This window comes from Haloferula sp. BvORR071 (assembly GCF_000739615.1).
GTDB lineage: Bacteria > Verrucomicrobiota > Verrucomicrobiia > Verrucomicrobiales > Akkermansiaceae > Haloferula.
The window spans coordinates 1-22,685 of the sequence record NZ_BATP01000061.1; the positions used below are offsets into that span (position 1 = coordinate 1).

Here is a 22,685-nt window from a genome sequence, read left to right on the forward strand (position 1 = left end):
TAGGGCGCGCTGGCCTCAGCGCGCCGCGAGCGATGTGGGGATCATCCGAGAGCGTAGAAGAATGTTGAGGTCCCCGCGGATCGCCCGCGGCTTCTTGGGGCCAGGCAGCCCTACCGAAAGCCACCTCCGCGGGGTCCGGGCTTTCCAAGCCAGCGGAAGACCCGCGTTTACGGAAGCGTTTAGACCGGATGCGCCTTGTCCCCTTGGTCCGCCTCGCCGCCTTCATCTCCACCATATCCCTCGCCGCCGCCGAAGAACCCGCAGTCGCCTCCAACACCGCCTTCCTCGAAAACGGCAAAATCAAGCTAGGCGTCGACCTCGGCTCCGGCGGCTCGGTCTTCTGGTTCAGCAATCTCCCCGACGGCCCGAACCTCCTCAACCACGCCGACCGTGGCCGCTTCATCCAGCAGTCCTACTACGGCGCGCCGGATGGCTCGGTCTGGGGCGACAAGCCCTGGCGTTGGAACCCGGTCCAAGGCGGCCACTACCAAGGCAAGCCCGCCAAGCTCCTCGACCAGAAGAAGACCGACACCGAACTCTACACCAAGAGCATCCCCGTGAATTGGGCCGGCGGCCAGTTGTTAGAAGACTGCCGCATGGAAGAATGGATCACTCTAACCGATGACGTCGCCACCATCCGTTTCCGCTTCAGCTACGATGGCCAGCAAGAGCATCCGCCCATGCATCAGGAGCTACCGGCGGTCTTCATGGACTACGCCCTGCCCAAGCTCGTCTTCTACAAAGGCGACCAGCCCTGGACCGGCGCGGCCCTAACCGAGGAAATCCCCGGCTGGCCCAACCAATCCCGCACCTGCGATGAGGAATGGGCCGCCTACATCGGCCCCGATGGCCGCGGCCTCGGCGTCTATTTCCCCGGCAACAAGGAGATCACCTCCTACCGCTACGAAGGCCCGCCCGGCCCCCAAGGCATGGGTTGCTCCTACTTCGCGCCGATCCGCACCATGACGATCAAGCCCGGCTTCCGCCACGACTACTCCATCCACCTCAAGATCGGCACCCCCGAGGAAATCCGCACCGCCTTCACCAAACTCCACGCGGCAAGCGCTAAGAAAGAGTGATCGGTCGTGGAGGCGCTGTCGAAAAACGGCAGGGACCGTCGCTCCGCGCGGCCCGGCTTATCGCACCCCTCCTCAGAGCCCGGCTTGGAACTTTGGGTTGTAGGCATCCCCAGCCTGACCTTTCGCAGAAAGGTCCCTGCCATTCTGACCATCACACAGCCGCTCAGGAAAACTCCGCCTCTTCCAGACGCCGTTTGATCTCGCGCCAACCCGGCAGGAGGCTGGAAAGGAGTTGGTAGAAGCTGCGATTGTGCGCGGGATGCCGCAGGTGGCAAATCTCGTGAACGATCACATAGTCGATGCACGGGGACGGCACATGAATCAGTTCAGGATTCAGGGCGATCCTGCCTTGGCTTCCGGCACTGCCCCAGCGTTTGGGCATTTGGCGGATCTGGAGCTTGGGCTCTGGGAGGCCATGCTTCCGGCACCAATCGTTCCATGCGCTGATCCTTCGAGAGAACTGCTCCTTAGCCCGCTCGCGGAACCATCCGCCCAGCGCCGCTTCCACCTCCGCAGGAGATCGATGCGGGGTTGTCACATGGAAATAGCCGCCCTTCAGCCGCACGCTCGATGACTTCCCGCTCTCCAGCTTGAGACGGTATTGCCGCCCGAGATAGCGGTGGCTCGCCCCGTTCACATAGCGGCGCGGCACAGGCTCCGCGTTCATTCCCAGGAAGCTCCGGCGTTGGGTGGCAATCCAAGCGGCGCGCTTGGCGACCTTGGCAAGAATGTCATCCAAGGATGCCCCGAGCGGCGCGCTGAGCTCCAAACCGCCGTCCGGATGCACGCTGATGGCCAAAGTCCGGCGTGCCGTCCGCTTGAGCAGTGCCAGGCCGGACGTTGTCTGGACAGATTCCGCTTTAGACATCGTCGGTGCGATGAATCGCGATGCTGATCGCCGCCTCAATGATCGCATCCATCTGATCGTAGCTGATGCTGATCCCACGATCCTTCTGGAGCTTGAAAAGGAAGTCGTCCAGATCGTTGCGCATCCGGTTCTGGGCATCCACGTTCTCGCGCCACCGCACCACCGCGTGGCGGCGGATGATGTCCTCCATCGTGCAGGCCGCCTGGGCGAGGATCCGCTCCAGCGCAGCCTCCGGTCCGCCATGCGATTCCGCAGGCTCCTCGCGGAGGGTGGAGGAAAATGTATTCGCGCTTCTCGGGGCCGGCGCTGACATCTTCTCCTTGAGCGCTCCAAAGAGCGCCCGCGACAGGTCGCGCTCCTTCAGCATTTCGGGGGCCTCCTTGGCCCTTCCATCGCGGACTTGGATCATAATCTCCATCACTCGGCTCAGATATTCGGCATCGGAGATCCGCTCGGCGCGGTACTCATCGATCGCCTGTTGGAGCAGCTGAGAAAACTTCCGGTAGAAGAACGGGTCCTCATCCATCTTCTCGGTGATCGTCTTCTTGGTCCGGTTCGCGATCGTGTCGGCTTTGGCCCGGGTGCTCTGAGCCCGGTCCACCTCGGCTTGGAAGGCCTCCCGCTCGAAGATGTTCACCGGATCCACGATCTGGATGATCTCATCCGCTTGCACGTAGGTGTTCAGCATCTTCTGGATCTGCTTCTCGTAGTCGCGGTAGTCGATCTCCTCCGCATACCGCAGCTTCACGCTGGCCCTCAGCTTCTGGAAGAAAGCCGCGTCCCGCTTGTAGCGCTCCACCTTTTCCGGTGCCGTCTCCGTGATCCAGCGCAGGCTGGAGAGCGCCATCTTCAGCACCCGGGAGAAGCGGGATAGCCGCGTGTAGAAGTCATCGCGGACTTCCTTCGCCTCCAGCGCGATCTCGAAAGCCTCCTCGTCCTTCTTGTTGCCGACCGCCTTGAAGACCTCCCAAACGGCATCGTGCAGGGCCGGGAGCTTCTTCAGCTCGGCCTCGATATCGGTGAGAGTCCCGTTCAGATCCGCTGCCTCGAACTTCTCGCCCAGGCTGCCATAGAGCTCCAGTGCATCGTGGAGTTCGCCCACCACGCCGTAGTAGTCGATGATGTATCCGTAATCCTTGCCCGGATACAGCCGGTTCACCCGCGCGATCGCCTGGAGCAGGTTGTGCTCCTTCAGGCTGCGCGCAATGTAGAGCACCACATTGCGCGGCGCGTCGAAGCCGGTGAGCAGCTTGTCCACCACGATCAGCACTTCCGGTTCCTCTCCCTTCTTGAAGGACGAAATGATCTGCCGGTTGTACTCCTTCTCGGAGCCATACTTGGCCATCATGCCCTTCCAGAAGAGTTCCACGCTCTCGTCCTTCTCGGCTTCCTTGTGCTCCTCGGGGTTTTCGATCTCCCCCGGACCGGAAATGATCACCTCGCTGCTGATCTTGCCGAATTGATCCAGGAAGGATTTTAGCAGCAGCGCCTCTTTCTTGCCGGGTGCCGTGAGCTGCCCCTTGAAGCCGGTGCCCTTCCACTGCTTCGCGAAGTGCTGGGACACATCCCAGGCGATCAGATAAAGGCGGCTGTTCAGGCGGTTCAGCTCGTCGCGGGCCGCGAACTTCCGCTTGAGGTCGGACTTCTGCTCCTCATTCAGGCCCTCGCACATCGCCTCGAACATCGGGTCGATCGCCTTCCGGTTGACCTCCTGCAGCACGTGCCGCCCCTCGTAGAGCAGCGGCACCACCGCCTCGTCCTCCACGGCGTCGCGGATGGTATAGGCGGGCTCGATGAAGCCGCCGAATTTCCGCGCGGTGCTCTTCTCCTCCTTCATCAGCGGCGTGCCGGTGAAGCCGATGTAGCAGGCCTTCGGCAGCGCCTTCTGCATCAGGCTGTTCGCCTCGCCGTAGTGGCTGCGGTGGCTTTCGTCCACCAGCACGAAGAGGTTCTCGTCGTCCACCGTGAAGCTCTTCGCTTCCTTCGCCGCCGCCGCGAATTTCTGGATCAGGGTGGTGATCACGGGCACCCGCTCGTCCTTCAGGAGCTGGATCAGGTGGCTGCCGGTCTTCGCCTGCTGCGGGTCCTTGCCGCATTGGTGGAAGGTCTTCCAGATCTGCTCGTCCAGGTCGATCCGGTCGGTCACGATCACCACCCGCGCGTTCGGGATGCCCTTGTCCATCGCCAGCGCCTTGCCCAGCAGGACCATCGCCAGGGATTTGCCAGAGCCTTGGGTCTGCCAGATCACGCCACCCTTGCGGCGGCCCAGCACATCGCGCTGCCGCACCCGCTCTAGCGTGCTGCGGATCGCGAAGTACTGCTGGTAGCGCGCGATCTTCTTCACCGCGCCGCCCTCGTCATAGACGATGAAGCGCCCCGCGAGCTCGATCAGGCGCTCCGGCCGGCACAGTGACCACAGTAGGAAGTCCTGACCAGTGGGCTCGCGCCCGTGCAGGGCCTGTTCCTCAATCTCCTCCTTGGCAAAGGCGAAGAGACCCTTGAAGAGCTTCGCATGCTCGTCCGGGCGCAGCGGGGCGTTCACCGCGGCGCGGACTTCCTCGCGCACATCGTTCATCTCCCGCCACTTCGCCCAGAATTTCGGCGGCGTGCCGGTGGTCGCGTAGCTGCCCTCGTTCTTGTTCAGGGCCAGCAGCACTTGCGCGTGGATGAAGAGCTGGGGAATCTCATCGCTCTCCTGGTTGCGCCGGTTCTGGTTTACCGCCTGTTCCAGCGAGTGCTTCACATCCGGCCGCTTGCACTCGATCACCGCAAAGGGGATCCCGTTGACGAAGCAGACGATGTCCGGCCGCCGCGTTTCATGGCTGCCGCTGCGCGCGACCTCATACTCGGCGGCGATGTGGAAGCTGTTGTTCCAGGGATTCTCCCAATCGATGTAGCGCAGCGTGAAGCCCTTGGTCTCGCCATCGATTGCCTGGTCCAGGCTCTTGCCGAGCGTCAGCAGGTCGTAGATCTTCTCGCTGGTTCGCACCAGGCCCTCGAAGGGGATGTCCCGCAGCGCCTCGATCGCCTTGGCGATGTTCTCCTCGGAGAAGGCGACCTCGCGTCCCTTGAAGGAGATTCGGTTCAGGCGCCGGAGTTGGCGGGCCAGGGTGTCTTCCAGCAGCACCCGGCCCAGCTTGCCCCGGCGTTCCACCGCCACTTCCTCCGTGCTCAGGTAGCCGTAGCCCAGTTGCTGCAGGAAGCGCAGCGCCGGGATCTGGCTGATCGGAGCCTCTTTGAAATCGGGGATCATTGACGTGGCCTCCACTTCCCGTCGTCATCGTAGTTTATCGAGCCGCTTCTACCGCACGCGTTCCATACTTGGTCGAACAGAGGGCGAAGCAACGCTTCAACCGGCTCGTTGAGCGATTCGACCAGTACCTCTTCCGTGAGCAGGTGGTCGCGGTCGATTGCTACATTATCGTAGTGAACGAAATGTGATGGGTTGGCATACATCCAGAATCCTCGGACGTTCAGCAGGCTCAAGCTGAGGGAGTAGGGCAGTGGTATCCCGATTGAACCCAAGGATTTGAGGTAGCCGGGTAACGATTCGAGGATCTTTTGCTCCCAAGCGATCGATGGAATGATTTTGGCCTTAGGGCCATCGTTCCTCATCTGCCTAGGTTCGAGCAATTGCGTCTCGACGGCCTCAATGAACCCTTTCCTGAACAGCTGCACGTAGGACTTCGACTTGCCGTCGTGGTCCGAAGATTTGACCAGAAGCCCGTCGAAATTAAATGTTTGCCCCCATCCGCCTGCATTCATGGGTTTCAGCTGAAAATTTTGATCCGCTTTACGGAGTTCTTCGGTCTGCAAACGGCCCTCACGCCGCACTCCGTCAAGCGGAAGAATATGTAGCACCAAGAGGTGATCGCCCGACAATTGCACGGGCGCTTCACCGCTCACCAAGCGATTGATGCGATCTAGTCGGAAGGATCTCAGACGCTCGGCATAGGTTTCGCCGGCATTGAAGGCGAGGCGGAGCTCATGCACATCGAGGTCATACTTCCCGTTGGAGTTCCGTCCGCAAAAGCGACTCACCCCGCGATGGTTTACCATGTGAGGGGCCGAAAAACTCCGGGGCATGCGGATGATCAAGGCATGCTTTCCTAAGCTCAACGCGACTGCTCGCATCTGCACGCCAATAATTCGAGGTTCGACGAAATCCCTCAGCAGGTTCTCGATCTTCCCTTGAGCCTCGTCGGGGATCAGGTTGTTCAGGCCCACCAGTTCCCCGGCAGCCCCTTCGGTTTCGGAGATCCCGAGCACTAGGTCGCCTCCATCCGTGTTCGCGAACGCCGTCAGATCGCTGAGGAACTCTCGCTTTTGCTCGTCGGTGACATACAGAAGCGCCTGCTTGTATTCGATGTTTTTGCTCTCCGGAATGCGCTCGTCGACGAGTCGCTGGAGGTCTCCTTCGGAGATGGAATCGAGCGCGAGGTGCAGAAGAGACATTGGCAGCGTTAGCAGTTCGGGGTTTAGCTAGGGTCTGAAGTTCACGTTCCAGTTGTAGCGAATGGGATGCCTAGGGCGTGGAAGTAGGGCCTGAAGCTCTCCTTCACGATGTCGCTGATCAGGTCGAGGAAGGGCCCGGGATCGCCATGAACATGGTCGCGGTCCAGTGCGGCGTAGTAGTCCAGGCGACGCTCCACCGGCAGCACCGCAGCGGGATAGCCTGCCTTCAACAGTTCCAGATTCATCAGCAGCCGGGAGGTCCGCCCATTGCCATCGGCGAAGGGATGGATCTTCACGAAATCGCTGTGCACCCGCGCCGCGCGTTCCACCGGGTGGAGATCGGTGGCCTCGTCCTGATACCAGGCGATGAAGCGCTCCATCAGCTCCGGAACCACCACCTGGTCGGGCGGCAGATGCTCCGCGCCGGCGATGCGGACGTTCACGCTCCGGTACCGTCCGGCATTGTCGTCGTCGATGCCCTTCAGGATCAAATGATGCAGCGACTTGATCGTCCACTCGCTCAACGGTCCGGCCTCGCGCACCAGATCCTCCAGCAGCAGGATCGCGTCGCGGTGGTTCACCGCTTCGAGGTGTTCCCGCAGCGATTTGCCGCCGATGGTGATGCCCTCCAGCGCCACCTTGGTTTCGCGCAGGGTCAGGGTGTTGCCCTCGATCGCATTCGAGTGATAGGTCCATCGAACAATCAGGTCCTCCCGCAGATTGGCGACAATCGCCGGGTCCAAGGGCCGGTGTTGGTCGAGGGTTGCCTTGAGCTGGTCGATGGTTGCGTTCATGCCTTGACCCGGATCTTGCCGGTGAGGAGGCGCTGCATCAGGCCGCGCTTCTGTTCGTCGATGGCTTCGCGTTGGCGGCGGAGGAGGCGAATCTCCTCGTCGCAGGCATCCAGAATGTCGGCTATCTTACGTTGTTCTTCGATCGGCGGACAGGGGAATGTGAACTCGGCGAGGTCCGAGAAATAGATTCGGATGCGAACGCTTCCATTGCCGCCCTTAGTAACGAAGGATTCCCACATCCAGGACCTGCGAACGTGGTCGAGGTAAGCAGGCAAGAGCCGATCTTCGAAACAGCGGAAGACAACGTAGTCGCCGCTGACCATCACGGTTTTCTTTCCCTGCCACCGCGCGATAGATCCAATATTGATTCGCATTGGATTGTAGGCGAACCAGTCGTGTTCGAGCAGCTTGCAACGGTGGAAAGTCTCGCCCTTTACATGTTCCCTCATAGGTACAACTCCTTCCGCTTTGGTGACGCCGTGGAGGAGTTCGGTGCCTAGCTTGCTCTTGTTCTGCTCGGAGCAATTCTCGGCCAAGTCTCCCAGTCGCATCTTCTTCCACTTGCCTGCCGCGCCCTTCACCCGCTTTTTGCCGCTGAGGAGCTGTTGCATGAGCGCTTGTTTGCGGCGGTCCTTGGCTGCGGTGAGGGCGTCGTGCTTTTCGAAGGCCTCGTCCCAGATGCTGAGGATCTGGGCGATCTTACCTTGTTCCAGAAGTGGCGGAATATTGACGGCAAGAGTGGTAATGTGCCCTTGGAATAAATTGGTCTGCGCCGATTGGCCTGCCGCCAGGCGCATTTGTTCTTGAACCGCGTCTGACAAGAGTTCTTGGTACAAAAACTCTGCGAGCAGTTCCTCGTGGTTTGGTCTTACAATGGCGACGCTTCTCACCATCGAGAAACGCAGTCCTTCCGGAACAAGGCAAATTCGGCCGATCGATCCTGAGCACGAAATGAGAACATCTCCAGCTTGGGGAGTTATCCTTTTGGAAATTCGCTCGTATTCAGCTTCTGGAATGTAGTCGACTTCATCGAGGCGTAATTTGCCATTGGTAATGTTTCGTGCAGAAAGCAGCAGGACACCTGAGTCGGCGCGTTTTGGGGTCTGATGTTCTCCGTCCGTAATCTTCGAACAAATGTTCCCGAGCTTCGTGCGCCTCCATGAAGAAGGGAGCAAAATTGATTTTTTGCTGTTCACTTTAGATTCTTTCATGTCCCCAGTTCCTCCAAGTATCCCTGCATCTTGGCCCGCACTGCTGCGAGTTCCGTTTCCAATGTGCTGATCTCCTGCTCCACCGCGTCCAAATCGATCTCCGCCTCCTCCTCAAACGTATCCACGTAGCGCGGGATATTTAGATTGAAATCGTTGTCCGCGAGTTCCTGTGGGGTGGCGCGGTAGGCATACTTCTCCACGCTCTCGAAGGCGCGGTAAGTCCCGACGATCTTTGCGAGGTTTTCCTCGGTTAGAACATTCTGATTCTTCGCGTCCTTGAACTCCCGGGAAGCATCGACGAAGAGCACGTCGCCATGGGTCTTCCCCTTGTTGAAGAGCAAAATGGCGGCGGGGATGCCGGTACCGAAGAAGAGATTGGCGGGCAGGCCGATCACCGCTTCGAGCAGGTTGTCCTCGATCAGCTTCTTGCGGATCTTTCCCTCCGCCGCGCCGCGAAAGAGAACCCCGTGTGGGACGACCACACCGATCCGGCCGCTGCCCTCGCGGGCGGTCTCAATCATGTGGGTGATGAAGGCCCAGTCACCCTTCGACTTCGGCGGGATGCCGCGGTGGTAGCGCAGATAGGGATCGGCTTCCGCCGCGTCCTGACCCCACTTGTCGAGTGAGAAGGGTGGATTGGCGACGACGATATCGAACTTCATCAGGTGGTCACCCTCGATCAGTTGCGGGTTGCGCAAGACGTCGCCACGTTCTATCCGGAAATTGTCCATGCCGTGCAGGAACATGTTCATCCGGCACAACGCATGGGTGGTGCCATTCATCTCCTGGCCGAAGAGCGCGAAGTCCCGCTTGTCCGCCTGAAGGCCGACCTTGATCAGCAGCGAGCCGGAGCCGCAGGTGGGATCGCAGATGGTGTCACCCTTCTTCGGGGCCAGCAATAGGGCCAGCAGCTTGGAGACTTGGCCGGGGGTGTAGAACTCGCCGGCCTTCTTCCCGGCATCCGAGGCAAAGCGCTCCAGGAGATACTCGTAAACATTGCCGATCACGTCCTCCTCTCCGACGATCGAGGGCCGCAGGTCGAGCTTGGACGAGGCGAAGTCCTCCAGCAGGTGCTTGAGCTTGGGGTTGCGGTCGCGGGCGTGGCCGAGCTTGGATTCGGAATTGAAGTCCACCTCGCGGAACACGCCTTCCAGCTTGGCCTTGTTGGCCTCCTCGATCCCCGCGAGCGCCACGTTCATCCGCTCGCCGATGTCGGTCGTCGTGCGCTGGGAATAGATGCTGTAGAAGTCGCAGCCCTCCGGCATCTGGAAGCGCTCGCGGGCCATGCGCCGGGCGACCCGGGTTTCATCGCCATCGAACTCGCGCAGGTAGGCCTCGCGGTGGTCGCGCCAGACGTCGGACATGTATTTCCAGAACAGCATCACCAGGATGTAGTTCCGGTAGTTCTCGGCATCCACGACGCCGCGGAAGGTATCGCAGGCACGCCAAGCGACGTCATTGATCTCGGATTGGTTGATCTTGGCCATGGGAAATCGTTCTTATCGGGACTGCTTCTTGGCGAAGCGCTGAAGGGCGGTCTGGAGCAGCAGGCTCTGCTTTTTCTCAAGCAGCCGGGAGAGTTTTCGCTCTTGGAGGGCCAGCTGGTCGAGTTCGACAATGCGGGATTGATCGGGCAGGGGAGGGAGGGGGATCTCAAATTCCGCAAGTGACGCGGTCTGGAGGGTCTGAACCAAGGTGCCGCGGCGGCAGGTATGGAAGTATTGGGCCGCCTCCGTGCTGCGCAGGCACCACGCAAGGTAGGCGGGGTCGATCATCTTCTGGTTCGGCCGCAGAACGAAGAACTGGGCTCCGACAATCACGTTCTCCAGCGGAAGCTCGAAGGCGAGTGCCGTGGTGCGGGTGCCACGGTTCGGGAACAGCACGTCGCCGGGTCGCAGGAACTGGTCGGCGCTGACACTCCCGCCCGGCTCGAAGCGATGGAGTTCCTCCGCCACGAGCTCGCCATCGTCGGAGATGTCGCCAATCCGGATCATGAGGCAGGACCCTGCGGGGTCATGACGGCTCGCGTCACGACCCCGGAGGGTGACTCCATTGCGGATTCTGGCGATGGAGCCGGTTCTGATCACGGGCACTCGGGCAGGGAGAGCAGATTGTTCGGCTGCTCGCCGTCGTTCTCGGTCTTCAGGTACTTCCGGCCAGCGGCGCTCACCGCGACAATGACGCGGACTTTCCTCCCGGCCTCCATCACGTAGAAGTTCCACTTCTTGGCTTCGATGCCGGCGATGGCTTCGTCGACGCTCAGCTTCCAGCGGGTGCCGTTGTCGTTGATCCCCCCGACGTTCTGGATGCGCTCGTGCGCAGCCTGGCGGTGGGTCTTGTTGATGCAGCGGATTTGGACTTCGATGGACATGGTAACAATTGGTCTGTCCCGGCGCCCCGCCTGCCGGTCTCTGGTTTTGCTTGCTGCCAGCCCCTTCTGAGTTCACGGTCAAGTTGCTGAGGCCGCCGCTTTCTTCGGAAGGTGCCGGACGAAAAGGGCTCGGAGACTTGTTCTCCGGGCTCTCTTTTTCGACGGACGGCTGATTCATGCATTAGCTGTGTTCGCTAGACAAGGGGAAATATTGGATTTTTTTGCAAACATGCTAATCGTGCGTGAAGACGCGCGTGTGGAGAGAGAAGACTCAGCTGAGGGTCAAGTCGCTTGACCGCGGTCGCTCGGACCTAAAACTCCTGCCCGCCCTCCTGCTCTGGCGCATCCTCCTTGCCACTCGTCTGGTAGCTCTTGATGGCATCCACCATCCACTTGAATTCATCCGGGTGGACCTTCTGGTAGTTCTGGTAGCCAGCCCTGATCGAGTCCAAGCGCTGGGCCAGATTGTCCGCGGTGAGCTTCACGCCATAGTCCGCTCCGGGACCCTCGATCGGCCAGCCCATGATCCGGGCCTGCATCACGTCGCCCAAGGCCTTGCGGGCGTGGGTTCCGTCCAGGAACCAATGCATCCGCGCCTCGTTGGTGGTCGGCAGCGGCTCACAGTTCATCTCGTGATAGTCGTTGAAGTCCCAGATCTCGGCCGGCGGCGCGTCTGGATGCGCCTTGTTCGAGTCATCGACCAGCTTCACCAAGGTCTCGCGGTCGGTAGAGAAGACCGGATCAGGATCGCCGAAGTACTGATAGACGCTGATGTAGATCCCCAGATTCGGCGGGATCGCGATCTTGAGCGCCACGCCGTGCTTCTTGCAGTCCTCCAGGATCTGCTTGGTCAGGCGGGTCTTCTCCGGGTCGGCAGGGATGCGGCCATTGTTGTCCGCAGCGATCTTGTCGCGTCGGCGCACGCCCTTCATCGCGTGCGGAATCGCGTCGCGGCGGATTCCCGCGGCCACGTTCGGCTTGTCCTGGTGGCGCAGGCGATGGCCTTGCGGCGTGTATTCCGGCAGGACAAAGCCCGGCTTGTTCCGGCGGTTCCAGTAGCCGAGGGTCTTCACTGCGGTCTCGAAGGTCGAAACCCCCGCCACGTAGCGCAGCTCGCGCTCCACCGCATCACCCTTCGGGTTGAAGGGCGACTCCATGTAGCCGGTGCTCTTGATCCCGCTGCCGGAGCCGCTGATGTCACCCAGGTCGATCCCCACGATGGCGGTCTCCAGCGGGCAATGATCCAAGGTGTAGCGGACGATCCCGGCGGTCTCCGGCAAGGTGCCGGCGCTCACCGCCAAGTTCACGGCCTTCTTGCCCTGCCACTGCGGCAGCATCGGGTCATAGGCGATATCCACCCGCGAGGAGCCGAAGAAGCCCACTTGCCACGGCATTGAGCGGGCGATTCCCGCCTTGCCGGTGCGCTGCTGGCGGTAAATCGGCCGGTATTCGGCGAACTTGTCGTCCGTCCACGGGCTCTTGGACACCCACAGCGGGTTGATCCAAGTGTTGAAGGCGGTGAAGACCAGCAGCACGCCCGCCGCGAATCCGAGGATCACGCGGTTGAAGCGGCGGTAGGGCTTGGGGCTCAGGCCGGGCATCGGTTCAGTGCGTCAGAATTGGAAGTAGATGAACTCGCTGACCTTGTCGAACTGGTAGATCGAGCCCGCCACCAGCAGGATGATGAAGGTCGCCCATTGCCAGGTCGGGCGCCACTGCCAGAAGCGCCGCGGACCGGGCGAGCCGGTCTTCCCAGTCAGGCCGCGCAGGCCGAGGGCAGGGTGGTAGCGGCGCATGACCTCCTGTGAGTTTGGCAGGAGCCAGACGATGAGCAGGCACATGAAGGCCCGCTGCGACCACTCGATCTTGATCTCCTGCGAGGCGAGGTTCGGCCAGGATTGCCAGCCGTGGAAACCGAACATCGATGCCAGGATCGACTTGGTGGCCTCCAGCGCCCTCGCCGCCGAGCCATGCACTGGGTCGAGCTCCAGCCCGCCCGCCTTGAAAGGCACCCAAGCCGCGAACACCACGATGCACGTGAGCACGATCGCCACCGGTTTCGGGAGTGCTTTAATCGAGTGTTTCTTTCGAAAAGCGAACCAAGCATGGTTCACGCACAGGAACATCCCATGCATCCCGCCCCACAGAATGTAGGTCCAGCCAGCCCCGTGCCAGAGCCCACCCAGCAGCATCGTGATCAGCAGGTTTGAGTAGCGCAGGAATGGACCCTTCCGATTGCCGCCCAAGGAGAAATACACATAATCCCGCAAAAACCGGGAAAGGGTGATGTGCCACCGTCTCCAGAAGTCCACGATTGAAACACTCTTGTACGGACTATGAAAATTGACCGGCAGCTTGATCCCAAACAGCCGCGCCGCACCGATCGCCATGTCCGAGTAGCCGGAGAAGTCGAAGTAAAGCTGCAGGCCGAAGGAGATCGCCGCAGTCCACGCCTCAGCCATCGTCAGGTCGCGGTCACCACGGGCGGCGAGGATGAAAAGCGGGTTCGCGACCTTCGCCAGGTTGTCGGCGATGACCACCTTCTTGAAGAGGCCGATCGCGAACAGCGAGATCCCCGTCGACAGGTCCATTGAGCGCCGCGAGGGCGAGACCGTCCGCTGGATCTGCGGCATGATCTCGTTGTGGTGGACGATCGGTCCCGCGATGAGCTGCGGGAAGAAGGTGACGAAGAGCAGGAAGTCCAGGAAGTCGTACTGCTTGGTCTTGCCCCGGTAGGCATCGACGAGGAAGGCGATCTTCTGGAAGGTGAAGAAGGACAGGCCCAGCGGCAGGACCACATCCGGCAGATTGAAATGCCCGCCGGTGATCGCCTCGAAGGTCCGCTCGAAGAGGCCGATGTACTTGTAGTAAAACAGGACCCCGAGGTTCGCCGAGAGACCCAAGGCCAGAATCCCGCGCCCCTTGGCAGTGAAGGTATGGGCCGCCAGGTATCTGCCGATGAAGAAGTTGATGCAGCACGAGGTGCAGATCAGCAGCAGGTAGAAGGGCGTCCAGGCGCTGGCCTGATTGGGGTCCGGATTGGGATTCCACCAGCCGTAGTAGACTAGGCTCATGGCGACCAGCCAGACCATGGCCGCCCGCTGGCTGCTCTGGCGCAAGAGCTGGAAGACTACCAGCGTGAGCGGCAGGAATAGGACCAGGAAGGTGTAGCTATTGAAAAGCATCGGGCCGCCGCAAGTGCAGGAACTAGAACTGGAAGTAGATGAACTCGCTCACCTTGTCGAAGGCGCGACCCACCGCGTAGAGCACCCCGAGGGTGAAAAGCGCCCAAGGAACCGTCGGTCGCCAGTGCCACCAGCGGTGCGGGCCAGCCTTCATGTCGGAGAACTCCTTGAGATTCAGCGCCGGTAGGTAGCGCTTCATGAACTGCTGGGTATTCGGGAAGGCCCAGCACAGGACCAAGCCGCCGATGATGGGCTTCCAGGCGCGGTCGTCCTTGACCACGATCATTGAGTCCGGCGGCCAGCCGCTCCAGCCGTGCCCGCCGAACATGGCGTAGAGCATGTTCTGAGCGGCGCCGAAGTCCTTGGACTTGAAAAAGACCCAGCCGATCAGCACGGCGAAGAAGGTCATCCCGATCGCCAGCGGCTTGGGGATCGCGGGCAGGCTCATCTTCTTGCGGAAGGCGAACCAAGCGTGGTTCACGCAGAGCAGGGCGCCATGCAGGGCGCCCCAGATGATGAAGGTCCAGCCAGCCCCGTGCCAGAGGCCGCCCAGCAGCATGGTTACGAAGAGGTTGACGTAGCGGCGGCCTGGACCCTTCCGGTTGCCGCCCAGCGGGATATAGAGGTAGTCCCGCAGGAAGCGCGACAGGGTGATGTGCCATCTCCGCCAGAAATCGACGATCGAGACCGCTTTGTAGGGGCTGTGGAAGTTCAGCGGGAAGCGGATGCCGAAGATCCGCGCCGAGCCCAGCGCCATGTCCGAGTAGCCTGAGAAGTCGAAATAGAGCTGCAGCGTGTAGGACAGAGCCCCGGCCCAAGCCTCCAGCATGGTTGGGTCGCGGCCATCGCCAGCGGCCAGTTCGAAAATCGGACTGGAGGTACGCGCCAGATAGTCCGCCACGACCACCTTCTTGAACAGGCCCAGTGCCAGCAGGGTCAGGCCCACCGACATGTCGTTCGAGTGCAGGCCGCGGTTCTTGTTCTTCGCGAACTGCGGCATCATTTCCCGGTGATGGATCAGCGGGCCCGCGATCAAGTGCGGGAAGAAGGTCACGAAGAGCAGGTAATCCGTGAAGTGGTACTCCTCGGTCTTACCCTTCCAAGCATCCACCAGGTAGGCGATCTGGAGGAAGGTGAAGAAGGAGATCGCCAGCGGCAGGATGATGTGCGGCAACTCCGCCGGAAAACCGGTGAGATTCTGGGAAATCCCCGCCAGGAAAGTCGCATACTTGAAGTAGGCGAGGGTCGAAAGGTTGGCCGCAATTCCCAGTCCCAGTATCGCTTTGCCCGGGCCGGAGTGCTTGAGGGCGGATAAGCGTTTGCCCAGGAAGTAGTTGAAGGTGCAGGATCCGAGGATCATCAGCACGTATTTCGGGCTCCAGGGCTGGGTCGGATCCGGATTCCACCAGCCGTAGAAGGCCAGCGACATCAGCACCAGCCAGCCCAGCGAAAGCCTCAACTTGCTGTGCCGGAGCAGGTGAAACCCGATCGCCACCAACGGCAGGAAGAGCAGGAGGTAGGTGTAGGAATTGAAAAGCATGCCGCCTGTCGCGCCGGAGCCGCGCTTTTTCCAATCGGGGGGAGGCTTTGTCGAGAGTGAAGAGGGCAGGGTTACAGGGCTTCCTACAGGCAGCCCTGCTATCAGCTTGCCTTTCGGCCCGTGGCCGTGTTCCGTAGTTCTGCGGACCCCCTCAGTCCGCGCCCCGCCGTCCCCCCCCCGGTTCCTCCACCTTGGCGCTCCATCCCCGCCATCCCCCGTGAAAACTGCTGCATCCCCCCGTCCAACGATCTCGTTTGGCTTGGCCCTCTCGCTGGCCGCCTTGCTGTGCTGGCTTTTTTCCCACCGCAATCCGGTCCCGGCTGCCAGCCTGCCACTGATTCCGGTCTCCACCTCACCGGTGGTTTCGGAGGCTCCCTCGCTGGTCCAAGGCAAGGACTACACGCTGGTGCACAGTGACGGCAGTCCTGAACCGGCCCCAAAGCGGGAAGCGCCGCAGAAGGCCAAGACTTCCTCCTCGTTCTAGTCCGCTCGAGGAGGCGCTTATTTCTCCACCGAGCCGGACTTCAGGCCTTCCTTCCACTCGAGGTCCCGCTTGCCATCCTGGGTCAGGTAGCGCTGGTAACCGGCACCCACCTCGCTCAGGTAGGCTTCCAGGTTTCCCGCGTTCAGCTTCTTCCCGATCTCTTGCCATTCGGGGTGGGGGAGCTGCCAGCCCATCATCAGCGCCAGCATCTCGGTGCCCACCTCGGGGTGGAAGTGTCCGAGATCATTCCAGTGCTCGATCCGGCCTTCCTTCGGGTTGTCCAGCGGCAGCGGCTCGCAGTTCAGGGGGTGGTAGTTGCAGAAGTCCCAGAGGGTGATCTCCGGGAATTCCTCCTGTAGCTTCACCAGCTCGCGGCGCTCTTTCTCGAACGGAATCACTCCGCTGCCGATGTGCCCGGCCTCGGCGTGCATCAGCGCGTGGTTTGAGTGCAGGAAGAGGATCACCCGGCACTTCCTATCCCGGCATTCCTCTAACAGGGCCCTCAGCTTCTTCAGCTTGCCTTCGTTCAGGGGGCGGTCCGGGCCGGCGGCATCGGTGGTCTCCAGCTCGGTCCGGGTGGTGATGGTGCCTGCGATGAACTTGAGCTGGCTCTTGCCGTGCTCCTTCGGCACTTGGCGCATGCCCCGCGGCCCGTATTCGGCGAGTTGCTTGTGCCGCGAGCGGTCCAGCGTCTCCAGCGTGGCATCAAGCGTGGATAACCCGAAGACGTAGCGCAACTCGTTGTCTGTTCCCGCATCCGGCGAGAAGGGCGAGCTTTCGAAATCGAAGAGCGGTCGGGTGTCCACCTTCGAGGTCAGGTCGCCCGGATCGATCCCCATGATCAAGAGCTTCGCCGGTTCGTGCTCGACGAAGTATTTGGCGATGGCGGTGGTCTCATTGAGGAAGGCCGCATTGCAGCCAAGATTCACCACCGCATCACGGTTCGAGTCTCCGCTGCCCCATCCCTCCAGATTGGGATCGAAGGCATTGGCCACCCGTGAAGAACCGACCATGGCGACATTCCACTGGCCGCTGCGCAAGAGTCCGGCCTTGGTCGTCCGCAAATGCTCCGACTCACCGCGATAAGGGTCGTAAGCGGAGTTCTGCCACGGCACTGGCGTGATTCGCCAAGGATTCACCCGCGTGTTCGCCAAGCCCACCGCCACCAAGCACAGCCCCGCGATCCCGATTACGATCCGGGCATAGCGTTGGGTCTGTCGGCTCCGCGCTTTCATCCGCTCTATCGATCGTGCAGACCTAGCCAGGACACCGGCACCAGCTTCTCCGGCTCCTCGATGCTGTAGCCGAGCGCGTTCGCCCGTGCCTCGAACTTCTCGGGCATGTTGGAGAACGAGGGCTTGAGCTTGTTGAGCAGCGAGCCCTGCTCCTCGCGGAAGGTCTTGAAGTAGGCGCCATTCACATCCGGGCGCACCTCGTGCTTCAGCTCCACCCGCGGCATGCCAAGCCAATCGGTGATCGTATTCAGGATCGGCGCCGGCTCCTTCACGAACTCCTCGTAGCGGAAGATGGCCACGTGCTTGAGATGGCTCATGTCGCTGAGGAAGCGCTCGTAACAAATGATCGAGTGCTCTAACAACTCGGGGATGCTCGTCTTGCTCCACTTCCGCGTCGCGTAAGAAACCGCGAGCGGGTGGCGCAGGATCACGATGAACTTGGATCCCGGATAGAGTGCCTGGAAGTAGCGCAGCCGCACGATGTTCGGCGGGGACTTCTCCAGCAGGAACTTCTTCGACATGTCCCAGTGCTTCGACCACTCCTCGAAGAGCTTGTCGGCATTCGCCGGCGTCGCCAGCGGGTGGGTCTCGTCCATGTGCGAGGCCTTGTCGAAGCCGAAGCGTCCTGGTCCGCCGAACTCGCTGGCGCGCGGATAGACGGTCTGGAGGAACTGCCCCTCATCCTGCGGGAAGCCGGTCTGGATGAAGCCCGTGGCCTCCGGGCTGCCGCGCAGGATCTCATGGACCAGCGAGGTCCCGCTGCGGTGCAAGCCGCCGATGAATACCATTTGGTGCGCGATCATGGAGAAGCTGAGAGCGGAGGGCTGGGAGCGAAGAGAGTTAAGGTTTAGGCTTTAGGAGTGATTCCTTCCACGCCACATCCACGGCGCCGGGCCCGGCGAGATAGGTGCGATAGCCCTCGCGGACAAATGCCAAATACTCTTCGATATTGTCCCGGGTGATCTTGCGTCCCTGGTCGGCCCACTCGGGGTGCTGCAGCTCCCAGCCGAGTGCCCGGCCCAGCACGGATTCGCCCAGCTCTACGTCGTAGTGGCCGAGGTCGTTCCAGTGCTTCATGCGGTCGAGACCCTGCTTGTCCGCTGGCAACAGCTCGCAATTCACGGGGTGGAAATTGCAGAAGTCCCAGTAGCTGACAAAGCCACCCGGGCGCAGCGCGTTCGCTTCCTCGGTGATCTCCAGGATCTTCCGCCGTGTAACCTCGAAGACCGCCGGCGGATTGGCTGCATCCTCGGAGCGCGCATGCAGGAGCGCGTGGACCGGGTGCACAATTAGCACCACCTGATAGGAGCCCTTCGCGCAGTCCTTGAGGAAGCCGCGCAGTAGTTCGGCCTTGTCCTTGTCGATATTGCCGGTGGTGTCTTCCTTCTCGGTCTTGAGCTGGTCGCGGATGAATTTCATCTGCGAGCGCGACTTCGCCACTTCCGGCCGCAGCCGCAACCCGTGTGGGGTGTATTCCCCCGGGCTGTGCTTGCGTGCCCGGCCGAGGGTTTCCAGTGAGGCCTCGAAGGTCGAAAGCCCGACCACGTAGCGCAGCTCCCGGTCGAGGTCGTCCTTTTGCGCGTAGGGCGAGGTGTAGTAGTCCGACTTCGGCCGGGTGTCGTTGTCGTTGCTCATGTCACCGGGGTCGATCCCGATTACCAGCAACTCCGGCTGCTGCCGTTCCAAGAAGTAGCGCGCGGCACCGATCGTCTCGTAGATGAAGCCGCCGCTGCCGCCGAGATTCACCACCCGCTTGCCCTGCCAGCCCGCCGCGTCCGGATTCCAGGCATTGTCCACCCGCGAGGACCCGAAGAGCCCGACCTGCCACTGGCCGGAGCGGATCAACCCGGCCTTCCCGGTGCGGATCTGGCTGGAGAGGTCCTTGTAGGGCTCCAGATTCTTCATCTGCCAAGAGACCGGGGTCACCCGGAAGGGATCCACGAGGGTATTCACCGCCGCGCAGACGGCACAGGCCAGCAGCGCTCCCCCGATCACGAGGAAGGAGTAAAGTCGCTGGGGCCGCATGCGGGAGGGTCGCTTTTGCGGGGGCGGGAAGTCAATGGCCTATGGCGTGCGGCGGCACGACGCCGCTTTGGCTGCGGGTTGGTAATGCTGTGGCAGGCGGCCACGGATTGGCAGAAAGTGGCTATTTGGTTGACGCTTCGGTGATGCTGCAAGAAAGGACCACGAATCGGCAGAGTCTGGGCCACCCCCGGAGCCAGAGCGGCGCCGTGCCGCCGCACTCCATAGGACTTTCCCCTTGCGCATAGCCTTACCCGCCGCCCAAATCCCCTGCGGCGTGCCTGATACCCAGATCGTCTTCCTTCTTTCCATGCCGCGGGCAGGGTCCACCCTGCTGCAGCGCCTCCTGATGGGCAGCGGAGTCGTCAAGACGGTGGGCGAGCCGAGCTTCCTGCTGCGGCTGCTCGGCCTCGGAGGCGATCCGCTCCTGCGGGCCTCGACTTACTCTGAGGCCCTCGTCGAGACCGCCATGGATGACATGCGCAAGGCCTGGGGCGGCTTCGACGCCTGCTGGAAGAAGGGCGTCCATGATATGGCCGTCTCGATCTACAATGGCCTTGCCGGCGGCTTTCCCTACTTCCTCGACAAGACCCCGCGCTACAGCCTGATCGCAGAGGAACTGGTCGAGGTTTTCCCCGAGGCCAAGTTCATCGTCCTCTGGCGGCATCCGCTGGCGGTGATGAACTCGATGAGCACGACCTTCCGCGAGGGCTACTGGGAGCCGAACTCCTTCGATCTCGATCTTTACCATGGCATCGACCAGCTCCGGAAGATTTGTGCCAAGCACGGCGACCGGGTGCACCAGGTGAAGTACGAGGATCTCGCCGCGAACCCGCAGGAGGAGCTCGCCCGCCTCGGCGCCTACCTCGGGATGCCGAATCTGGCTGAAGTGGCCGACAAGGAGTTGGCCAAGGGCAACGAAGGCAAGCTCGGTGACCCGACCGGGGTGAAGAAATACTCGAAGGTCTCCGCCGCCAGTATCTCCGAATGGGAGGGCGGCATCCGCAATTGGTACCGCGAGGGCTGGGTGAAGAAATACTTCAGAGGCGAGCGCGCCGAGTTCTTCCGCTCGATGGGCTACGATCTTCCGCAGAGCATGAAGGAGGGCAAGGTCCCCTTGGGCCTGTTAGACGGCATCCGCGATTGGCTCTATGCGAACCGCGTCCTGAACCGGCGGATCCTTCGTCCGCTGGGGGCCAAGCGCCGCATCAACAAGCAGGCGAAGCGGCGGGGGTATCACGTGACTTTCCGCTGAGGGGGCGCGGCTCTGTCTTAACCGCGGAATCACGCGGAAGCGCGAAATTTGAAAGGCGGAAGACTCAAACTCACTTGCGGCGGCAGGTTAGCCGGCGACCTTGCTTTAGGTGGCTTCCCGGCTGTTCAAATTTCGCGGGTTTCGCGTCTTTTCGCGGTCCAAATCAAAGCCTCTTTAAGTTGCGCGGCGTCTTGCCACGTCATTGTCACACTCGCGGTTTCGTTCTAGTGGCGGCGCTCTCCTTCGATCGGCGCATGCAACGTACTTACTCCTTTGCCTTCTCCCTGATCTTGCTCGCCGTCGCGCATGCCGAGCGGAAGCCGAACATCCTGATCATTGTCGCGGACGACCTCGGTTATGGCGAACTCAGCTCGCAAGGCTTTACCAAGGAGATCCCCACACCGCACATCGATAGCATTGCGGCGAATGGGATCCGCTTCACCAGTGGCTATGTCAGTGGTCCCTACTGTAGCCCCACCCGCGCGGGTCTGCTGACAGGCCGCTATCAGGAACGCTTCGGCCATGAGTTCAACCCCGGCCTGCCTGCCGATCCCTCGAAACCGATGGGCCTGCCGGTGAGCGAGACCACCATCGGCGATCGCTTCAAGGCTGCAGGCTACGCGACCGGCTGGTTCGGGAAGTCCCATCTGGGCGTCGCCCCGGAGTTCCATCCTTTGAAGCGCGGCTTCGATGAGTTCTTCGGCTTCCTCGCACCGGGCTCGCACGACTACCTCACTGCTGGCAAGGGCCAAAACGCCTTGCTCCGTGGCACCGAGCCGGTGCCCTTCTCCGGTTACCTGACCGAGACACTCGCCAGCGAGGCGATCTCCTTTATTGAGCGCAAGAAGGACCAACCGTGGATGGTGTACCTGCCATTCAATGCGGTCCACAGTCCGCTGGAGGCCACCGCGAAGTACGAGGAGCGCTTTACTTCCATCACAGATCCCAAGCGCCGCAAGTTTGCCGCGATGCTCTCCGCGATGGATGATGCCGTGGGCAATGTGCTCGCCAAGCTCCGCGAGCTGAACCTGGAGGAAGACACGCTGGTCTTCTTCTTCAGCGACAATGGTGGTCCCACCGATTCGACCACTTCCCGCAATGGTCCGTTGCGTGGCTACAAGGCCTTCACCTCCGAGGGTGGTATCCGCATTCCCTTCATGGTGCAGTGGAAGGGCAAGCTTCCGGCGGCGAAGGTGGATGATCGCCCGGTGATCCAGCTCGACATCCTGCCGACCAGCCTGGCTGCGGCCGGTGTGGAAGTGGATCAGGCATGGAAGCTCGATGGGGTGAACCTGTTGCCCTACCTCAAGGGCGAGAACCAAGCCGCTCCGCACGAGGCCCTGTATTGGCGCTTCGGCCAGCAGCTCGCGATCCGCAAGGGCGACTGGAAACTGGTGAAGTCCGCCGCCGATGGTGTGATCGAGCGTGCCGAGCCCGGGACTGCCACCGTCGCAGGAGCGAAGCTCTATAATCTCTCCAAGGACATCGGTGAGTCCTCCGACCTCGCTGCGGCGAATCCGCTGAAGGTCGCCGAGCTTTCTGCAGATTGGAATGCGTGGAATGCCACGCTCGTCGCTCCGCTGTGGACCCCGCCGGGCTTTCATCCGCAGGGTGGCCGGATCAAGGGTAAGCAGAATACAGAGGAAGAGACGGAGAAGGTTCTCGTTTCGGCCAAGGGACCATGGCAATCCGGCGATGCCTTGAGCGGTGAACGCTCGCCACGCATCGCGGGCAAGGCCTTCGAAGTCTCCGCTCGCATTGAGCCGGAAGGTCTGGCGCAAGGCGTGATCATCGCCCTCGGCGGAGCGAGCCGCGGCTTTGCCCTACATGTCGCTTCCGGCAAGTTGGTCTTCTCGCTGCGCGAAGATGGTGAAGTCAGCAACATCGCTTCCACGGCTGTCTTGTCCGCAGGGCCGCACCAAGTCGAAGCCAGCCTTGATGCCCAGGGTGCGGTCACGCTCAAAGCTGATGGTGCGGTGGTAGGAGAGGGGAAGTTGAAGGGGCTACTCAAGCGGCAGCCCGCAGCCGGCCTCTCGGTGGGCAGCGACACCGGCTCACCGGTGGGTGACTACCCGGAAGGCAATCCCTTCAAGGGCAAAGTAAGCGATGTCTCTCTAGAGATCGCGGAGTAGCGCAGCTTTGAAAGTTGCGGATGGGGCGTGCGGGGCCTGATGAGCTCCGGGCCC

General features: G+C 61.5%; 18 protein-coding genes. 4 read left to right on the top strand and 14 right to left on the bottom strand.

The window, feature by feature from the left end; all coding sequences use genetic code 11:
- The first annotated feature begins 188 nt into the window (after nucleotides 1-188).
- Nucleotides 189-1,079: a hypothetical protein gene (locus BV071_RS31495; RefSeq protein ID WP_035616160.1), complete on the top strand. Its 891-nt coding sequence runs from the start codon at nucleotides 189-191 to the stop codon at nucleotides 1,077-1,079.
- Between the two features lie 163 nt (nucleotides 1,080-1,242).
- Here the strand turns inward: BV071_RS31495 and BV071_RS31500 are convergent, their stop codons facing one another.
- From BV071_RS31500 to BV071_RS31550, 11 genes are all read right to left on the bottom strand, one after another.
- Nucleotides 1,243-1,947, bottom strand: a complete 705-nt coding sequence (locus BV071_RS31500; protein ID WP_035616162.1) for a SprT family zinc-dependent metalloprotease — start codon at nucleotides 1,945-1,947, stop codon at nucleotides 1,243-1,245.
- A complete protein-coding gene (locus BV071_RS31505; RefSeq protein WP_035616165.1) occupies nucleotides 1,940-5,200 on the bottom strand; it encodes a type I restriction endonuclease subunit R in 3,261 nt (1,086 codons plus the stop codon). Before BV071_RS31505 ends, BV071_RS31500 begins: the two co-directional genes overlap by 8 nt.
- Nucleotides 5,197-6,402, bottom strand: coding sequence for an ATP-binding protein (locus tag BV071_RS31510; protein WP_035616167.1), 1,206 nt, complete (start codon nucleotides 6,400-6,402; stop codon nucleotides 5,197-5,199). The genes BV071_RS31505 and BV071_RS31510 overlap by 4 nt, the downstream gene beginning before the upstream one ends.
- 41 nt (nucleotides 6,403-6,443) lie before the next feature.
- Nucleotides 6,444-7,196: a Fic family protein gene (locus BV071_RS31515; protein WP_035616169.1), complete on the bottom strand. Its 753-nt coding sequence runs from the start codon at nucleotides 7,194-7,196 to the stop codon at nucleotides 6,444-6,446.
- Complete coding sequence (locus BV071_RS31520) at nucleotides 7,193-8,407, bottom strand: restriction endonuclease subunit S (protein ID WP_075091064.1); 1,215 nt, start codon at nucleotides 8,405-8,407, stop codon at nucleotides 7,193-7,195. The genes BV071_RS31515 and BV071_RS31520 overlap by 4 nt, the downstream gene beginning before the upstream one ends.
- Nucleotides 8,404-9,894, bottom strand: a complete 1,491-nt coding sequence (locus tag BV071_RS31525; RefSeq protein WP_035616172.1) for a type I restriction-modification system subunit M — start codon at nucleotides 9,892-9,894, stop codon at nucleotides 8,404-8,406. Before BV071_RS31525 ends, BV071_RS31520 begins: the two co-directional genes overlap by 4 nt.
- Nucleotides 9,895-9,906: 12 nt before the next feature.
- On the bottom strand, nucleotides 9,907-10,401 hold the full coding sequence (locus BV071_RS31530; RefSeq protein WP_035616175.1) for a restriction endonuclease subunit S: 495 nt from the start codon (nucleotides 10,399-10,401) through the stop codon (nucleotides 9,907-9,909).
- 89 nt (nucleotides 10,402-10,490) lie between these two features.
- On the bottom strand, nucleotides 10,491-10,778 hold the full coding sequence (locus tag BV071_RS31535; protein ID WP_035616177.1) for a DUF3892 domain-containing protein: 288 nt from the start codon (nucleotides 10,776-10,778) through the stop codon (nucleotides 10,491-10,493).
- A gap of 311 nt (nucleotides 10,779-11,089) precedes the next feature.
- The gene (locus BV071_RS31540) at nucleotides 11,090-12,379 is read right to left on the bottom strand and encodes a hypothetical protein (RefSeq protein WP_035616179.1); all 1,290 of its coding nucleotides are present in this window, start codon (nucleotides 12,377-12,379) and stop codon (nucleotides 11,090-11,092) included.
- Between the two features lie 12 nt (nucleotides 12,380-12,391).
- Nucleotides 12,392-13,963: an MBOAT family O-acyltransferase gene (locus BV071_RS31545; RefSeq protein ID WP_035616181.1), complete on the bottom strand. Its 1,572-nt coding sequence runs from the start codon at nucleotides 13,961-13,963 to the stop codon at nucleotides 12,392-12,394.
- Between the two features lie 22 nt (nucleotides 13,964-13,985).
- Nucleotides 13,986-15,503: an MBOAT family protein gene (locus BV071_RS31550; RefSeq protein WP_035616184.1), complete on the bottom strand. Its 1,518-nt coding sequence runs from the start codon at nucleotides 15,501-15,503 to the stop codon at nucleotides 13,986-13,988.
- Nucleotides 15,504-15,720: 217 nt separating this feature from the next.
- Between BV071_RS31550 and BV071_RS31555 the strand changes: the two genes are divergently transcribed.
- A complete protein-coding gene (locus BV071_RS31555) occupies nucleotides 15,721-15,987 on the top strand; it encodes a hypothetical protein (protein ID WP_265595139.1) in 267 nt (88 codons plus the stop codon).
- Between the two features lie 17 nt (nucleotides 15,988-16,004).
- Here the strand turns inward: BV071_RS31555 and BV071_RS31560 are convergent, their stop codons facing one another.
- The 3 genes from BV071_RS31560 to BV071_RS31570 are packed head-to-tail and all read right to left on the bottom strand — an operon-like array spanning nucleotide 16,005 to nucleotide 19,247.
- Nucleotides 16,005-17,222 carry a hypothetical protein gene (locus BV071_RS31560; RefSeq protein WP_035616190.1) on the bottom strand — a complete coding sequence of 406 codons (1,218 nt, stop codon included), beginning with the start codon at nucleotides 17,220-17,222 and terminating at the stop codon, nucleotides 16,005-16,007.
- Between the two features lie 5 nt (nucleotides 17,223-17,227).
- The gene (locus BV071_RS31565) at nucleotides 17,228-18,025 is read right to left on the bottom strand and encodes a sulfotransferase (protein WP_035616191.1); all 798 of its coding nucleotides are present in this window, start codon (nucleotides 18,023-18,025) and stop codon (nucleotides 17,228-17,230) included.
- Nucleotides 18,026-18,062: 37 nt separating this feature from the next.
- Nucleotides 18,063-19,247 carry a hypothetical protein gene (locus tag BV071_RS31570; RefSeq protein WP_035616193.1) on the bottom strand — a complete coding sequence of 395 codons (1,185 nt, stop codon included), beginning with the start codon at nucleotides 19,245-19,247 and terminating at the stop codon, nucleotides 18,063-18,065.
- Nucleotides 19,248-19,521: 274 nt separating this feature from the next.
- On the opposite strand from BV071_RS31570, the gene BV071_RS31575 reads away from it, so the two are divergent.
- A complete protein-coding gene (locus tag BV071_RS31575) occupies nucleotides 19,522-20,499 on the top strand; it encodes a sulfotransferase (protein WP_035616195.1) in 978 nt (325 codons plus the stop codon).
- 254 nt (nucleotides 20,500-20,753) lie between these two features.
- Nucleotides 20,754-22,631, top strand: coding sequence for a sulfatase-like hydrolase/transferase (locus tag BV071_RS31580; RefSeq protein WP_081886379.1), 1,878 nt, complete (start codon nucleotides 20,754-20,756; stop codon nucleotides 22,629-22,631).
- Nucleotides 22,632-22,685 lie beyond the last annotated feature (54 nt).